The following is a 15,695-nucleotide window of genomic DNA, read 5'->3' as shown; positions in this document are numbered from 1 at the left end:
GTCTTGAGGAGAAGATCATGATCTTCCACATCAACCGCTTGACGCCCAAGCCCGACCTGAGTGACGAGCAGCTCACGGCTTGCCTCGAGCTGCTACGCCAGGTCGGTGAGACCATTCCCGCCGTGAAGTCGTACGTGGTCGGCCCACACCCCACCGAGGGCTTCGCGTACGGAGCCGTGTTCGTCATCGAAGACCTCGACGGCTACCACGAGTACCTGAACCACCCCGCGCACGTCCGCCTTGAACTCGAAGGCATCGGATATCTCGCGCGGTTCGAGGCCTTCGACATAACGGACTCCGCCGACCCCGAGATCAAAGCAAGGATCGAGCAGGTACAGGCTCGCCATTTCGCCGAACACCCCGAGATCGCCGCACTCGTGGCACAGGCCGCCTCTTTCACCAGGCCCGGCAGCGCAGACACGACGACCCCGTCGTCCTGAGCGACGAAATCCTGCCGGGCGCCCCAAGGCCGCACCCCTGACGAGGCGCCAGGCGCAGAGCGCACATTCAGACCGCGCCCAGCGCGCCACAACCCGCAAAACCAGGAGCTCGCAATGAATACGAACGACCCGATCGACCGGCTCAGGGATGCAATCAACTCGCACGACCCTCACCAGGTCGCTGACTGCTTCACCACCAACTATCGCTCCGAGACCCCGCATCGGCCACAAGACGGCTTCACCGGGAACGACCGGGTACTCATGAACTGGACCGCCATCTTCGGTCGACTGCCCGACATCCGGGCCGACATCCTGCGTCGCGCCACGGCCGATGCCGAACTCTGGTCGGAATGGGAGATGGTCGGCACAGCCCCGGACGGCACCCAAGCCGTCATGCGTGGGCCGGTCATCATGACGACCCACGACGGACGCATCGACTGGACACGTTTCTATCTCAGCCCTGTCGCGCCCCACGTGGATCGATGAGCCAACCGGGGGCTCCGGCGTCTTCCGGACGGAGCCGACCGCGATGCGGCTCCAACTGGCGGCCATCCCGTGCACGACTGTTTTCGACGGTTGTATTGGGGTCTGGCCGAAGTGGTGTCAGCCGGTGACGCTGAGTCAGCGGTCGAGGACTGCCTTGCGGTGAGGCTCCTCCCCTTCGGTCAGGGTGGCCGGGTGCCGGGTGCCGGGTGCCGGGTGCGCCAGCCGGTCACCTGTCGTACATGGCGGCGGGGCGGGTGTGAAGCGTTCCCGCTGGGGCAGGTCGCGGCGGATCCAGTCGCAGCCGATGGAGTGGCTCCAGGACACCCCGGCCGCCACTCCGGGCTGGCTCCAGCGGGAGCACACCACGGCTTGGATGACCGGGGGCCGGCCGAGCCTGGTCAGTCGCCAGACCGTCCGCCAGCGCATCGGGCGCCGGGGGCCACCGGATGCCCGGATGCCCTCGGCAAACCCCGCGAACCAGACCCTCAGCCCCACCGCGGACCGGGTGCGGGCCACGGTCAGCGCCACCCACAGACGTCGTCGGGCACGGAGTGCATCGCGGCGATCGCGTAGTCGCCGTCGGGGTGCGGGAGAGGTCAGCCGGGCAGCGGAAAGAGCAGGCAGCTGCTGGTGGCGTGGGCGAGCAGGCGGTCCTTCGCGTCGACCAGCTGTGCCTGGGCGAGGGCGGTGCGACGACCGCTGCTGACCACCGTGCCGATGGCGCGTACCCGGCCCGTTTCCACGGTGACCGGCCGCAGGAACTTCACGGTCAGATCGAGCGAGGTGTACGCCATCCCCTGAGGAAGCGTGGACTGGACAGCGCAGCCCGCCGCGGAGTCGAGCAGCGTGGCGAACACGCCTCCGTGCATGCTGCCGATCGGGTTGTAGTGCTCCTCTCCCGGCACCAGGGAGAAGACCGCCCGGCCGGGCCCCACCTCGTCCAGGGCGAAGTCGAGGGTCTGGCCGATGGGCGCCCCGGCCACTCGCCCGGCCTGCACCTCGCGCAGGAATTCCAGACCGGCCATGGCTCCCGCGGCCTGTGCCGGGATCGCGGGATCGTCCCAGGTGTATGTACGTGTTCGCCCCACAGTGCAGCGCCTTCCCCTCGGTCTGGCTTTTCCCTGTGAAGCTAGACCTGCCTCACGCTGACTGTCAATGGCGAAGCCAGGGGCCTACGATGGCGGCATGGAGTGGCTTGAGGCGAGTACGGAGAACTGTCCCGTCCAGCGCGCCCTCGACGTGGTCGGGGAGAAGTGGACCCTGCTGATCCTGCGTGATGCCGTCAACGGCGTCCGCCGGTTCGACGACTTCCACCGCCACATCGGCCTGTCGGAGGCCGTCCTCAGCGACCGCCTGCGCAAACTGACCTCGGCCGGCGTCCTGAAGACCAGCCTTTACCGGGAGCCGGGCCATCGCTCCCGTAACGAGTACCGCCTGACCCGCAAGGGCTGGGACCTGTGGCCCGTCCTGGTAGCGCTGAGTCAGTGGGGCGAGGCGCACGCCCTCGGCCCTGAAGGTCCCGTCCTGGACGTACGCCACACGGACTGCGGCGCCCCGGTCCGCGTCGCCGTCCAGTGCTCCGCGGAGCACACCGCCCTCTCCCCCAAGGACGTCACCGCCACACTGGGGCCGGGGGCCCGCCCCCGGCCGTGAGCGGTCGAGGGCGCGGCCGCTGCCGCACCGGCCCCGGGTCTCACCGGCTCGGCCGGTGGGAGGTGTGCAGATGGCCCCGACAGCACGGTGGCCCAAGCCCGCCCATCTCGCTCTCGAGCGGCTTCTGCCCGCCAGCGGGGCAAGCCATCACGCATGCCACGCGCCGCCTCAACCAGACGGCGAAGTCGGCCCGGTGTGGGCTGCTGCAGGGATCATCCCCGCGTGGATCCGAGGTCTTCGGTGACTTCTCAGGAGTTGCAGGTCCGCAGCGGGAGGGCGCGTCACCCTCGCGGATTGGCACGAGGCGGCCAAGTCCGCTGACGACGTGTGATGACCTCTACGGGGCCGGCTCGGCAGCCGATCCGGCTGACGGGAGGAGGGTCCCGCTGCCATCATCAGCCGATGGAGTACTTCACCCTCACCGCGAACGCGGTCGGCCGGGAGACAGATGGGCCAAGGGCACCGGCGCGTTCACGTGGGACCCGCGCCGGCTTCCAGCAGCCCGGTGACGAATGGGCTCCAGACCCGGCCGGATAGCCCTCCGCGGTCCTGAGTCAGTGGGCCGTTGCCATGAAGCGGCGCAGCGTGGCGTGGCCTGCGGGCCCCAAGGGGGCTTGCCGCCTTGGCGGCCCCGGACACCGGCTTCTCCGATGAGGATCCCGGCGAGTCCTTCAGTACCGGGCAGCAACGGGCGCGCCGCGGGGTCGCGGCGTCCGGGGTCGGCTGGTAGGCCCCGTAGAAGCGGTCGGCGGAGGACATGTGCTGCTGGAACCCCTGCGCGTGAAGTCTCAGGTGGATGCGGTCGAGGGCGTCGATGTCCTGCTCGGGCGCCGGCCGAGTGGTGACCTGGACGATCACGTTCGGATCGGTCTCGTCGCAGCTCTCTGTCTGGTGGTCGCGGCAGCCGATGCCGATCCAGTCCTGCTGTCCGCCGCCTGCCGGTCGGTCAGGTTCTCCGTGTACTGCAACACCGACACCAGCGCGAGCCGGGCCGGCGACAGACCCGGGCGCCCGTCCGCCGGATACCAGGCGGCAGAGTCCTCGTCGACGAACAACTCGTCCAGGCGGTCACGCATCCACATCGCTGCCGTGCCCCCGCGGATTGCTCGCCCGGGCCATCTTCGGATGCGAAGAACACCTACATCATTGCCGACCAGGCCCGGACGCCGACTGCTCTGCGTTCGCGGCTGCCGTGCGGTCTCCGGACCGCGGCCTCGGCTGCGCGGGGAGGCGAAGGGGAGGGGTCGGCGTGTCGCAGGTGTAGGCGTCGGCGTCGAAACGGCGCAGTCGGCGCACCAGCCGTCCGGTGGACCACGGCCAGGCGAAGGTGTTCTGCCCGGTGGGCGTGAAGTAGTAGCTGTCGCAGCCGCCCGTGTTGTAGACCGTGGTGGCGAGCGCCTCTTGGACGGCGCTGTTGTGCGAGGCCTGTGCGGCCGGCCGCACGTGCAGGCCGCGGTGGCCGCCTTGGTCGATGTAAGCCAACGCGGCGATGAGATATGCCAGTTGGGCTTCCAGGACCGTGATCGCGGAGGTGGAGCCCCCGAGCAGGTTGGGGCCCAGGAGCAGAAAAAGGTTGGGAAAGCCGCTCACGGTGGTGCCCAGGTACGCCTGCGGTGCACCGCCCCAGGCTTCGTGGAGCGTCTGGCCGTGCGCGCCGTGCAGGGCCGTGGCCAGCGGCAGCTCGCCGACGCGGAAGCCGGTGGCTTCGATGAGCACGTCGGTGCGGACGGTGGTGCCGTCCGCACCGATGACCGTGTTGCCGCGTACTGCGCTCACGGCGGTGGGATGCAGGCGCACGTGCGGCTGCGACAGAGCCGGGTAGAAGGTGCTCGACGTCAGCAGACGCTTGCAGCCCAGCCGGTAATCGGGGGTCAGGTGCCTGCGTAACCGTCCGTCGCGGACCGCCAGGCGTAGGTGTGCGCGGGCGCCGACCTCGAGGAGGCGGGCGGCCCGCGGGTGACGGAAGGCGTAACCGAAGCCCTCCTGCAGGGCGTACTGGCCGGCGCGCAGGACGCTGCGCGCGCCGGGGACGTGGTCCACCAGCCGGTTGAGCGCCGCGGGTACCGGCAGGTCGGGTTTGGGCAGCACCCACTGAGCAGTGCGCTGGAAGAGGTTCACGGCCGCGGCCCGCGCCTCGACGGCCGGGACGATCTGGACGGCGGAGGCACCGCCACCCACCACAGTTACCCGCCGCCCGGTCAGGTCGACGCCGTGGTCCCACCCCGCGGTATGGAACACGGGGCCGTCGAAGTCCTCGATCCCGGGGACCTCGAGGCGGCGCGGGACGTGCCATGGGCCGGTGGCCAGGACCAGTACCTCCGCGCTGTAGGGCCCGTCACTGGTCTCCAGCAGCCAGCGGCCGGCTGCCCCGTCCCACCGCGCGCCCCGCACCTGCACGCCGCAACGCAGCACGTCACCGAGCCGGTACCGCTCGGCGGTCGCCCGCAGGTAGGCGAGGATCTCCCGCTGCCCGGCGAAGATCCTGCTCCAGGCCGCGTCCGGCGTGAACGAATAGCTGTAAAGGGTCGAGGGCACATCGCAGGCGCAGCCCGGGTAGGTGTTCTCCCTCCAGGTGCCGCCGAGCTGCGTCCCCTTCTCCAGAACGAGGACGTCGTCGAACCCTGCCTCGCGAAGCCGTACGGCGGCCCCGATCCCGGAGAACCCCGCTCCCACGACCACCGCCCGCACGTCCCTGGCGGCCCGCACGTCCCTGACGGTCCGCATCCCCTGCGTCGGGATCACCGGGAGGCTCCGGCCAAGCGGTCGGCGCACAGGTCACGGCCCCCACGCAGCTCACGCAGCTCACGCAGAGCCGTTCGGTCGGCGGGGCCGGACAAGTGCGCGTGAAACGCCGTTACTTGCGGAGTCGTGTCGGACGGGAAGGAGGTCGGGGACAGAGCCCGCCTGAGAAGGGTGATCACCCACCGCCAACGAGCACGGCGCCACATGGTCACCCCACCGGACAAGGGAACGCGTGATCAGCGATGTTCCCGCGGACCCGCGGTGCACCGGTCTCATTCGGGGGGCGGCGCGTAGCGCTGTGTCAGGGCGCGGGCGGTGTCCGCGACGGCGGCGCGGAGTTCCGGGGGGTCGAGGACCTCCGCATCCGCGCCGAGCCCGAGCAGGTCGCCGACCGCCACGGCGGGGGTCTCCACGGACAGCTGCACCTCCACCCAGCCCTGGTGGTCGGGTGGTCCGGCCCCTTCCAGGGCGCGCCGGCCCGCCGCGCCGAACCGCATGGGCAGCAGCCGCGCCGCGCCGGGCGAGACCCGCAGGCGGGCGGTGTCGTGGTGCAGCGCGGCCTCCATGCGCCGGGAGGAGTGCTCCCAGTAGGCCGCCAGGGCGAAGCCGGTCGGTCGCTCGAAGGTTTCCGCCAGGGTCTCCACCGCAAGGAACCGCGCGACGCGGTAGGTCCGGACGGAGCCCTCCCCCAGCGCCACCACGTACCAGATGCCCGCTTTGAGGACGAGGCCCAGCGGGTGCAGGTCGCGGTGGATCTCGCCGCGCCAGCGCCGGTAGTGGGTGCGCACCGCGCGCTGTTCCCATACGGCGTGGGCGAGCGCCGCCAGGTGGGGCACCGGGTCGGCGTCGCGGAACCAGGCCGGCGCGTCCAGGTGGAAGCGGTCCTGGACGCGCCGGGTCCGGTCGGCCAGGGCTGCGGGGAGCGCCGCCTGGAGCTTGAGCTGGGCGGTCGCCAACTCCGCGCCCAGGCCCAGGTCGTTCGCCGGGCCCGGGGCTCCGGTGAGGAAGAGCGACCCGGCCTCGGCGTCGGTGAGCCCGGTCAGCCGGGTGCGGTAGCCGTCCATCAGCCGGAACCCGCCGGACGGTCCTCGCTCGGCCAGGACCGGGACGCCCGAGGCGGCGAGCGCCTCGACGTCGCGGTAGACGGTGCGGACGGACACCTCCAGTGCGGCGGCCAGTTCGGGGGCCGTCATCAGGCCACGGTTCTGGAGCATCAGGAGCAGGGAGAGAAGCCGGTCGGCACGCATGGAGCCATTGTCGCGCCGTACCTGACAAGAGATGTCAGGTACGGCGGTCAGGCTGTTCACCTACCGCGCGGGCAGGACCGTGCGGCCGGACCAGAGGACGACCATGCGCGTGCAGACCACCGGCCACTTCACCGCCGCCGATTGGAAGGAGCGCCCGCTCGGTGCGGGCGGGGCACACCCGAAGCTCGCCCGGGCCTCCGTCGTCAACACCTTCACCGGTGGCATCGAGGCCGCGGACACCACTTGTGACTACACGATCACCTACGTCAGCGCGATGACCGGTACGTTCGCCGGCATGGAGGTGTTGCGGGGCAGTCTCGACGGCCGCGAGGGCGGCTTCGCGGTCGAGGAGCGCGGGTCCTTCGACCCCGACGGAACCGTGCACTGCACCTTCGAGGTGGTGCCGGGCTCGGGCACCGGCGAGCTGACCGGGCTGCGCGGTTCGGGCGGCTTCACCGCACGGCAGGGCGAGCCGTCCGTCGCGTACACCTTCGACTACGACTACGACGACGACTACGACCGCGACCACGACCGCGACCACGACCTCGGCTGAGGCCGGCCCGTGGGCGGCCGGGCGCCGCCCACGGCGGCTCCGTCACCGCGGCCCGGCGGGCGGCGGGTCGACCAGGGCGTGCAGGCCGGATACGGCCGCGCCGCGCAGGCGCTTGGCCCGGATGGTCCCCATGCCCACGTGCAGGGCGGTCGTGCCGTGGACGTAGGCGTCCTCGATGGGCAGGTAGTACGTGAGGTTGAAGTACAGGTGGGGCGCGGGGTGGTGGCGGTCGTGGGCCGATGCGCGGATCCACGTCGTGCTTCCGTAGTGGTAGTAGAGGCAGAATCCGATCATCCGGTGTCCGTCGTAGGCGGCGATCACGCGCGCTTCGCCGCCCATCGCCATGGCCTGCCGTTCCAGCAGGCCGGTCATGGCGTCGACGCCGTCCCGGTCGTGCCCGTGATCCTGTTGGTGTCCGGCGAGGAGGAACCCGGCGTCCTCGAAGCAGTCCGCGAGGGACTGTCGGCGTACCTCGAGGCCGGATGCGGCGAAGTCGCGGCGTTCGCTGCGGATGCCGGAGCGGCGCTGGCGGCGCAGGCAGGAGACGTAGTCGTCGATGCCCGTGCCGGGGAGGGGGATGAGGGCGTCGTCCTCCAGGTGGAGGGCGGGGTCCGGGTAGAGGGGGGCGAGCAGGGCGGTGGCGCCGGTGGTGAGGTAGGGCCACCAGTGCGTCGTGCCGTGGTGTTCGGCGAAGCGGCGTACGGCGTCCCGGAGACGGGTGAGGCAGGCGTCCCGTCGGCCGGGGTCGAGGCCGGGGGCGGTGAGCGGCGTGTTGTGGTAGCCGCGCCGCGCTCCGGCGATCACGCGGGGCCTCAGGTGCGGGGGCAGCACGGTCTCGGGCTGGTAGCTGTCGTTCGGCTCCTCGTGCACGAGGGAGAGGGGGGCGGCGGCGAGCAGGGCGCCGTCGAGGTCGCGTACGAGCGCGTACGCACGGGTGGCGGTGGGGTCCTTCTCCTCGCCGGCGAGCCACCGGTGGGAGAGGTAGAGGCCGGCGGGCCGGGCGAGGTGTTCCCACTCGGCGACGGGGACCTCGTGGAGGGACTCGATGGTGCTCGCGATCAACTCTGGTTCCTTCGGCGGTGGCGGTCGGGGGCCTTGAGGGCGGGCGCGGCGAGTGCGCCGAGCAGGCAGGCGAGGGCTTCCACACCCCACGGGTAGCGGGGGTCCGCCTCCAGGAGCAGGGTGAACAGGGCGGGAGCGGCGACCATGCCGGCGGCCCAGGAGAACTGGTACAGGCCCTGGGTGAAGCCTCCGGCCGCCTGCGGGGTGAGGCTCACCGACAGCTCGCTCAGGGCAGGCCCCAGGAGGATCTCCGCCACGCTGAAGAGGGTGATCGCCGCGATGAGGGCCACCCAGGCGGTGGCGGCGGCCCGCGGCAGGGCGGGCAGCGCGAACACCGCCATCCCCACGGTCAGGACGAGGTATCCGACGGCCACCGCGCGGCGGGGCGCCTTGGGCGCCACGTGTGCGGTGACGATCGTCGAACACGCCGAGACGATCACGGTGTTGATGACGAACAGCATGCTCGCCGCCGAGGCGGGGAGCCCGAGGGCGCGGGTGGTGTAGACGGCGACGAGGACGGCGAGGACGGCTTGGGCGAGGACGTAGGGGAGGTTGACGGCCACGAGCAGGACGTAGCGGCGGGTGTGGTCGGCCCGGGTCCCGAGGGCGCTCGGCGGGGCGGCGTCCGGTTCGGGCGCGGTGGTGGGGAGCGCGGCGAAGCAGGCGGCGGCCAGCAGGTACGTGGCCGCGTCGACGGCGATCATCCAGCGCAGCGAGCCGTTCCCGAACACGGTCAGGGCGCCCGCCGCGGCGGCGGAGCCGGCGGCGAGCCCGATGTTGCGCAGCGAGCCGGTGAACGCGAACCAGGCACGGCGTTCGTCGGCCCGGGTGACGTGCGTGATCAGGGTGCGCTGTGCGGTGAAGTACATGTTGATGCCGGCCTGGACGAGCACGTACACGCCGGCGATGTGCCACGGATCGCGGGCGAGCAGGAAGAGGGCGAACCCGGCGGCGGAAAGGACGTTCGCCCACACCACGACGCGTCGGGGGCCGACCCGGTCCATGAGGCGTCCGGCGAGGAACGTGACGGGCAGGGCCATGGCCTGACCGACCGTCATGGCCGCGCCCACCTGCGCCAGGGGCAGTCCCTGGACGTCGGTGAAGTACAGCAGTCCCAGCGGCAGGAGCATGCCGTTGCCGACGGAGTCGACGAGGTTGCCGATGACGAAGAGGCCGTGCCCGCGCAGTGCGGGCAGGCCGAGGCGCTCCGACGCGGTGCGCGGGCGGCGGGTTCCGGTGTTGGCGCTCACCGGTTCAGCAGGGAGGTGATCTTGCCCAGGACGTCGGCCGCGGGGAAGCCGGTCGTCCCGTGCAGCTCCGTCAGGGCCTCGACCGTCCGGTTCTCCTCGCCTTCGGCGAGGGTGATCACGACGATGTCTCCGTGGGAGGCCCCGTCGATCACCAGCTCGTGCGCGGTGACCACCCGCACGCGCCGCCGGAGTTCGGCCACCACCTCCGCCGGGACGCCGTCTCCGGCGAGGAACTCGATCGCCCAGCCCACCCGTGGGACCGCGCCCGCGGTGAGGGGGAGGCCGCGGGCCATCCGGGTGAGGGAGGTGAAGGTGTTGGTGCCGGATGCGGCGCACGAGAGGGTGGTGGCCCCGCCGATGCGCGGGTTGACCTCCAGGACCACGAACCGGCCGCCGGTGTAGATCATGTCGACGTTCACCGACCCGTACACGCCGAGGTCCGTGCAGAAGTCGACCAGGGTGTGGGCCGCTTCGGCGAAGGCGGCGTCCGCTTGCGGGCGCGGGCCGCACCAGCGCAGGTCCGCGAAGGTGAACACCGGCTCCGGGCCGGCCCGTCCGGTCCAGCAGGGAGGCAGGACCTGGTAGGAGCCGGGGCTGCCGACGATGTCCACGCTGCACAGATCGCCTTCGACGACTTCTTCCACCACCGCCGACACCGCCCCGGGGCCGGGTTCGAGGTGCGCGTCGAAGTGCGCGTCGAGGTCGGCGGGTGAGTGCAGGGTGCGGATGCCCATGCTGGTCGAGTCCCATACGGGTTTCGACATCAGCGGGTATCCGGTCCGATCGGCCAGCGCGCGCAGGGCGTCCCGGTAGCCGGGCACCGCGAGGCCCCGCCCCGCCAGCAGGTCGGAGTCGACGCGGAACCCGTCGGGCACCGGCAGCCCGGCCCGCCTGCACCGTTGCTTGGTCTCCCACTTGTCCACCAGCAGCATCGTCGCCGCGAGCGGGGTCATGACCGTCGCGATGCCGGCGGCGTCCAGGAGCTCCTTCGTCGCGGCGTCGCGCAGCGCGTTCTCGCAGGGCAGCGAGATCGACACCGCCGCATCCGCTCCCCAGGCGGCGACCGCGTCCGCGAGTTCCCGTGGCGTCACCCCGCGGTCGAGCCGTTGCCGGTGGCCGGGGAAGTCCTCGTCACCGGCGGCGCCGCTGGTGTGGAACAGCCCGGACGCGATCCCGTCGTCGGCGAGCGCTCGCACGGCCTGCTGAATGTAGGGGTCGGCGCGCTGGATGCGTACGGACCGTAGGAAGGCGATCTTCCGCATCTGCCTCAGCCCACTTCCACGCGGGACCGGGCGGCCGCCCGGCCGGCCAGCCCGCGCGCCTCGTCGGCCGTCTCCGCGCGCGCCACGACGTGCCCGACGCGGCACATCGAATCCGTGGGCTCGGGCACCACCTCCCCGGGCCGCAGGTGTACCTCGCCGTGCGTGCCGGGCAGGTCCGCGATGACCGCCCGGCGCAGGACCCCGCCGCGGTCCGGCAGCAGGAAGCGGATCGAGGCCGCGTCCGTACGGGAGGGGACGGTGTCGGGGAGCAGGCCGAGCACGGCCTGGAGGTGGGCCACCGCCTCGCTCACGCCCGTCGCGGTCTCGACGACCTCGCAGAGGTTGTCCCCCGGCAGCCGGGCGCCGGTCTCGATCACGTACGGCGTGTCCGAGCCCGGCGGGATCTTCACCTCCGTGTGCGCGATCCCGTTGCGGACGCCGACGGCGAGGGCCGCGCGCGCCGCGGCGTGCTGCACCTTTCTGACCAGCGGCGCGGGCAGGCCGCAGGGGCAGGTGTGCCCGGTCTCGATGCGGTACCGGCCCCCGGTGGTGTCCTTCGCGACGACGGGCAGCGGGTAGGCCACCCCGTCCGCGGCCACCGTGTCGCAGGAGTATTCCTCCCCGGGGACGTACTCCTGGATCAGGGCCCGCGCGTCGAGCTCCAGGCCGTGCGGCTGGGCGTGCGTGTACTGCCGGGCGGCGGCGACGGCCTCGGCGAGCTGGTCCGGGCCCTCGACCACGGACACGCCCCACGAGCCGCCCTGCTCGGCGGGCTTGACGACCAGGGGCCAGCCCAACTCGTTTTCCAGAGCCACCCGGTGGGCTTCGGCGCCGTCGTGCGCGACCGCCCAGCGCGGGGCGGGGATCCCTGCGGCCGCGAACGCCTCGCCCATCAGGATCTTGTTGCGGGCCGCCCGAGCGAGCCGGGGATCGTTTCCGGGCAGGCCCAGTCGCTCGGCGAGCAGCGCGGCGAGCGGGGTGAACAGCTCGAAGCAGGGGGCGACACCGGCGATGGCGTGCTGACGGCAGAAGGCCTCCATGTCCCCCAGCGCCTTCGGGGTGTCGGTCAGGTCCGTCGCGCAGAGTCCCGCGAGCGCGGCCCGCAGCCACTGCGGGTAGCCGTCGTGGACCTCCTGGTGAGTGGCCGCGAACAGGCGCACCCCCAGCCGTTCGGCCGCCTCGACGAGGAACTGCCCCGCGTTCCCCATCGGCTCGATCACCAGCACTCCCGGCCCGTGCGGGCCCGCCCCGAATTTCATGCCCCCAGCAAAGCCGTGGGCCCGGAGCTGCGGCTATGGGCCTGACCGACGAAATCAACTCGCCGCACAGCACGCCCTTTTGGAGCAATACACAATGAACTGGCCAGTAGGTCGACGGTATTTGGTGCGGCCACCCGATGGGCCCCGAAGGGCGGCCCGTGGTCGGATCGCCAGGCTGGGTGAACCCGCGCCCGTACCCGTACCGGAAGGCACACCGTGACCAGCAGGCTGCACCAGGAGCTCGCCGACCACATCGAACAGGGCGTCATCCCGCCCTACCAGTACTCGTACCCGCCCCGCTCCACCTACCGCCCGCTGCCCGCGGGCAAATGGACCGTCTCCGACGTGTGGGCGGCGGACCTCGCCAATTACCAGGTTCCCGAGCTCAACCTCTATCTGCACGTGCCCTTCTGCGACCGCAAATGCGGGTTCTGCAACCTCTACACCATCATCAGCACGGACGAGGACGTCTACGACGCCTACACCGACGCCCTCTGTACGCAGATCCGCGATCACGCGGAGATCATCCAGGCCCGGCGGCTGCGCACCATATACATCGGCGGCGGGACCCCCGCCCTGCTCAAGCCCCGCCACTTCGAGCAGATCTTCGCCACCATCGGCGAGATCTACCCCAACTGGCGCTCCACGGCGGAGGAGGTCGCCGTGGAGGCCACACCGTCGTCGATCGCCGACGCTCCCGAGGAGTTCAAGGCCCTCATCGACATGGGCCTCACCCGCGCCAACGTCGGCATCCAGTCCCTCGTGCCGCGCGAGATCCGCGAGGCCGGCCGCGGCGGCGAAGACGAGGACGTCATCCGACGCGCCGTCCGCACCGCTCAGGAACTGGGCCTGCCGGACCTGTCCACCGACCTGATCATGGGCTTCGCGGGTCAGACCCCCGAGACCTGGCGCCAGAGCGTGGACGAGCTGGCCGCGCTCCAACCCACCACCATCAGCACGTACTTCCTCACGGTGCGGCCGGACGCCTGGTTCTCCAGGACCGGCGCCTACCAGTACATGTGGCAGCCCGAGCTGTACGAGCGCTACGACTACGCCCGCCAGGTCTTCCTCGACCACGGCTACGTCCAGGAGGGCTCCGTGCGCTACAAGAAGCCCGGGCGCGGCGGCTACGCGCAGAAGGTGCTCACCTTCCACGGCGTGCCCCTGCTCGGCCTCGGCGTCGGCGCCCGCTCGTACACCAGCGTGCTCGACTACATGTGCGGCAGCGTGAAGCCGTCGGCGGCCGAGGTGGCCGACTACATCGCGAGGGCCAAGAACCACGAACTCGCGCCCGTCACCGGCTTCGAGCTGACCGCCGAGGAGATCGTCCGCAAGCGCCTCGTCCTCGACACCTTCGACCTCGACCTCGGCGAGCTCGACCGTTTCGGCTACCAGAAGCACGCCGCCGAGTTCGAACCCATCCTGGAGGCCGCCGAATCCAACGGGCTGATCCACCGCCTCGGCCGGCGCGTCCAGCTGACCCCCAAGGGCTTCAAGTACCGCGACGTGCTCTCCTGGATGTTCTACTCCGAGTCCGTCAAGGACCTCGACCGCGCGTACTACGAGCAGCTGCACGCGGCCAACAAGCGCGCGCAGAAGAACATGGGAGCGACACCGGTCCGGATCACCGGCATCGACCTGCGCGAGCGCGAGGGAGCCGCGTGAGCGATCTGTACATCGCGGCGGGCGGCGGAGGGGATCCCGTCGGGACCCTCGTCGTCGCCCGCGCCCTCGCGACGGACCCGGCCGCTCCTGCCCGCCCGCCGCTGATCGCCACCTACGCGTGGGAGCGCCCCGAGGTCGACCCGACCTCCAGCCCGCTCGGCGAAGGGGACTTCGACGGGCTCGTCCACGAAGCCGGGGGCGGCCGGGGCGGCGGCTTCGCGGCCTTCACCCCGGCCACCCGGGCCCGCCCGCCGGCCGGGTCCACGATGCCCGCCCTCGCCAGGGACCTGCCGGCGCGGCTGCTGCTCCTCGACCCCGGCCCCGGACTCTCCTCCCTGGCCCGGCAGATCGCGTCGATGGCCGCCGCGGCGGGCGGCCGGATCCACGTCGCCGACATCGGCGGCGACGTCCTGACCCACGGCGACGAGCCGGGGCTGTGCAGCCCGTTCGGTGACGCCCTCACCCTCGCCGCCTGCCACCTCACCGGGATCCCCACCACCGTGCACGTCGCCGGACCCGGCCTCGACGGGGAGATCGGCGAACGGGTCCTCCTCCAACGCCTCGCCACGAGCCCGTCCCGCGTCCCCGACCGGGACGCGACGGCGGCGGCCGCCCGCGCACTGGCCTGGCATCCCTCCGAGGCCTCCGCGCTCTGGGCCGCCGCCCTCCACGGCGCCCGCGGCACCGTGCGCACCGTCAACCACGTCATCGCGCTCACGGAGGCCTCCCCGCGGCTGTACTCCCTGCCGCTCCAGGAGGCCATCGGCCACAATCCCGTGGCCCGGGCCCTCGTCGAGGAGCATCCGGCGACCCTGACCGCCGCCGCCGACCTCTCCCACCGGCTCACCGGCATTCCCGGGCTGGAGAGCGAACGCGCCCGAACGCCCCGGCAGGAGCCGGCCGTCGGCGGGATCGGCCTCCTCGACCGGGACGGGGTGGTGCGGGCGCTGCGCGCGGCGGCCGACGGCGCCGACCACGTCACCCTCCGCCACGCGGCCCGCACCCTGGGCCTGACCTGGGCGGACATCCCCGCCCTGCGGACCGTCCTCAGCACGGACACCCCGCTGCTGCGGCTCAACTGACCGGTCCCGGTGGCGTCCCATCGAGGGACCGGAGAGATTGCCTCCTCCCGCCGGTGCTCATGTCTCATGCCTCATGCCTGATGCCTGATGCCTGATGCCTGATGCCTGATGCCTGATGCCGCATACGGTGCAGCACGTGCCGCACCGTATGCGGCGTGCACTACTGGACGGGTGCGGCGCGGCGCACCCTTCCCTGGCGAGGAGGCAGCGTGATGCACGTGCGGGAACCGGTCCGGGCGCCAAAGACCGCAGGGGCCGTGAGCGCTCCCGTCCTGAGGCGCTGCGGAGGACATGCCTGTCCGACATCGGGGTGTCACGACGAGGAGCACCTCACGACGCTGCGGCGATCCACAACCAACGGAGCGCGCCGCCAGATGTTCGCTCCTCCCGTTGTCCACGACGTGCTGAACGCGCCTGGACTCATCGGCCTACACCGTGGGGCGGGACCTCGTCTTCGCAGCCGGCCGCTACGCCCCGCACACCCGCGACGGACGCCGCCTGCTGGCACATGAACTCGCACACGTGGCCCAGCAGTCTTCGGTCGGTGCGCTGTCGCCGGGCCGTCCGTTCCTCCACTGCCGATCGGGGAGCCGTCCGCAGTGGAGGAACGGACGGCGGAGGCGTGCGCCGCCCGCGCGAGTGATGTGCGGGGTGCCTCAAGGTCCAGGGCGCCGTCGCCGACGGCGGCCCAGCCGATGTCGCAGAGGGGGGCGGTGCTGCGGCGTTCGGGGAAGCCACCGGCCGCGCCAGCGCCGATGGCTCCCCGGCCCCCAACGTGGAACTCTCTTGTCAGCGTGCCCAAGCGGTGGTCGACGCCGTCGCCCCCGGGTGACCGTCCGGGGTGCTCGCCGGCCTGTCCAGTCCCCTACAGCGGTAAAGAGTTCACTGTCTATTGGGAACCAACGGCGTTCTGACGACGACTCCTGGTGGGGACGGGCCCCCGGTACGCAGGTGCCCGGTGCGGACGAGTCCGGTGCGGACGAGTCCGGTACGG

16 protein-coding genes and 1 pseudogene are annotated in these 15,695 nt (G+C 71.8%); 7 read left to right on the top strand and 10 right to left on the bottom strand.

Annotated features, from left to right (window positions below; translation table 11 throughout):
- The first annotated feature begins 17 nt into the window (after nucleotides 1-17).
- Both ABT084_RS08725 and ABT084_RS08720 read left to right on the top strand, forming a co-directional pair.
- The gene (locus tag ABT084_RS08725) at nucleotides 18-440 is read left to right on the top strand and encodes a Dabb family protein (RefSeq protein ID WP_351039666.1); all 423 of its coding nucleotides are present in this window, start codon (nucleotides 18-20) and stop codon (nucleotides 438-440) included.
- Nucleotides 441-554: 114 nt separating this feature from the next.
- The gene (locus tag ABT084_RS08720) at nucleotides 555-926 is read left to right on the top strand and encodes a nuclear transport factor 2 family protein (RefSeq protein ID WP_351039663.1); all 372 of its coding nucleotides are present in this window, start codon (nucleotides 555-557) and stop codon (nucleotides 924-926) included.
- 372 nt (nucleotides 927-1,298) lie between these two features.
- On the opposite strand, the pseudogene ABT084_RS08715 reads toward ABT084_RS08720, so the two are convergent.
- Together ABT084_RS08715 and ABT084_RS08710 are read right to left on the bottom strand one after the other, a co-directional pair.
- Nucleotides 1,299-1,460: pseudogene (locus ABT084_RS08715) on the bottom strand (glycosyltransferase family 2 protein); the annotation flags it as partial.
- A 62-nt stretch (nucleotides 1,461-1,522) separates the two neighbouring features.
- Nucleotides 1,523-2,014, bottom strand: a complete 492-nt coding sequence (locus ABT084_RS08710) for a PaaI family thioesterase (RefSeq protein ID WP_351039660.1) — start codon at nucleotides 2,012-2,014, stop codon at nucleotides 1,523-1,525.
- A 97-nt stretch (nucleotides 2,015-2,111) separates the two neighbouring features.
- Here ABT084_RS08710 and ABT084_RS08705 point away from each other — a divergent pair, with 97 nt between their 5' ends.
- A complete protein-coding gene (locus ABT084_RS08705) occupies nucleotides 2,112-2,579 on the top strand; it encodes a winged helix-turn-helix transcriptional regulator (protein WP_351039657.1) in 468 nt (155 codons plus the stop codon).
- A gap of 471 nt (nucleotides 2,580-3,050) precedes the next feature.
- Here the strand turns inward: ABT084_RS08705 and ABT084_RS08700 are convergent, their stop codons facing one another.
- The 4 genes from ABT084_RS08700 to ABT084_RS08685 all read right to left on the bottom strand — a co-directional run bounded on the left by ABT084_RS08700 (nucleotide 3,051) and on the right by ABT084_RS08685 (nucleotide 6,568).
- Nucleotides 3,051-3,437, bottom strand: a complete 387-nt coding sequence (locus ABT084_RS08700) for a hypothetical protein (RefSeq protein WP_351039750.1) — start codon at nucleotides 3,435-3,437, stop codon at nucleotides 3,051-3,053.
- Nucleotides 3,434-3,655, bottom strand: coding sequence for a transposase (locus tag ABT084_RS37990; RefSeq protein ID WP_502968870.1), 222 nt, complete (start codon nucleotides 3,653-3,655; stop codon nucleotides 3,434-3,436). The genes ABT084_RS08700 and ABT084_RS37990 overlap by 4 nt, the downstream gene beginning before the upstream one ends.
- A gap of 67 nt (nucleotides 3,656-3,722) precedes the next feature.
- Nucleotides 3,723-5,321: a flavin-containing monooxygenase gene (locus tag ABT084_RS08690; RefSeq protein WP_351039655.1), complete on the bottom strand. Its 1,599-nt coding sequence runs from the start codon at nucleotides 5,319-5,321 to the stop codon at nucleotides 3,723-3,725.
- Between the two features lie 272 nt (nucleotides 5,322-5,593).
- Nucleotides 5,594-6,568, bottom strand: a complete 975-nt coding sequence (locus ABT084_RS08685; protein ID WP_351039652.1) for a helix-turn-helix transcriptional regulator — start codon at nucleotides 6,566-6,568, stop codon at nucleotides 5,594-5,596.
- A 103-nt stretch (nucleotides 6,569-6,671) separates the two neighbouring features.
- Here ABT084_RS08685 and ABT084_RS08680 point away from each other — a divergent pair, with 103 nt between their 5' ends.
- A complete protein-coding gene (locus ABT084_RS08680) occupies nucleotides 6,672-7,121 on the top strand; it encodes a DUF3224 domain-containing protein (RefSeq protein ID WP_351039649.1) in 450 nt (149 codons plus the stop codon).
- A 42-nt stretch (nucleotides 7,122-7,163) separates the two neighbouring features.
- On the opposite strand, the gene ABT084_RS08675 is transcribed toward ABT084_RS08680, so the two are convergent.
- From ABT084_RS08675 to ABT084_RS08660, 4 genes are read right to left on the bottom strand one after another with little or no spacing between them, the layout of a single operon-like run.
- A complete protein-coding gene (locus ABT084_RS08675) occupies nucleotides 7,164-8,183 on the bottom strand; it encodes a GNAT family N-acetyltransferase (protein ID WP_351039647.1) in 1,020 nt (339 codons plus the stop codon).
- Entirely contained in the window at nucleotides 8,180-9,433 is a 1,254-nt protein-coding gene (locus ABT084_RS08670) for an MFS transporter (protein WP_351039644.1), read from the bottom strand. The genes ABT084_RS08675 and ABT084_RS08670 overlap by 4 nt, the downstream gene beginning before the upstream one ends.
- Entirely contained in the window at nucleotides 9,430-10,695 is a 1,266-nt protein-coding gene (locus tag ABT084_RS08665; protein WP_351039641.1) for an ATP-grasp domain-containing protein, read from the bottom strand. The genes ABT084_RS08670 and ABT084_RS08665 overlap by 4 nt, the downstream gene beginning before the upstream one ends.
- Nucleotides 10,696-10,700: 5 nt before the next feature.
- Complete coding sequence (locus ABT084_RS08660) at nucleotides 10,701-11,954, bottom strand: ATP-grasp domain-containing protein (RefSeq protein ID WP_351039638.1); 1,254 nt, start codon at nucleotides 11,952-11,954, stop codon at nucleotides 10,701-10,703.
- Between the two features lie 216 nt (nucleotides 11,955-12,170).
- Between ABT084_RS08660 and ABT084_RS08655 the strand changes: the two genes are divergently transcribed.
- The 3 genes from ABT084_RS08655 to ABT084_RS08645 form a co-directional block, all read left to right on the top strand.
- Complete coding sequence (locus tag ABT084_RS08655) at nucleotides 12,171-13,619, top strand: coproporphyrinogen-III oxidase family protein (RefSeq protein WP_351039635.1); 1,449 nt, start codon at nucleotides 12,171-12,173, stop codon at nucleotides 13,617-13,619.
- Nucleotides 13,616-14,701, top strand: coding sequence for a DUF1152 domain-containing protein (locus ABT084_RS08650; RefSeq protein WP_351039633.1), 1,086 nt, complete (start codon nucleotides 13,616-13,618; stop codon nucleotides 14,699-14,701). Before ABT084_RS08655 ends, ABT084_RS08650 begins: the two co-directional genes overlap by 4 nt.
- Before the next feature lie 414 nt (nucleotides 14,702-15,115).
- Nucleotides 15,116-15,695: eCIS core domain-containing protein (locus ABT084_RS08645; protein WP_351039740.1), on the top strand; the 580-nt coding region annotated here is incomplete at its 3' end.

The organism is Streptomyces sp. NPDC002138, from assembly GCF_040296485.1.
Lineage (GTDB): Bacteria > Actinomycetota > Actinomycetes > Streptomycetales > Streptomycetaceae > Streptomyces.
The sequence above is the reverse complement of the archived record's forward strand: the minus strand, read 5'-3'. Positions and strand labels throughout refer to the sequence as shown.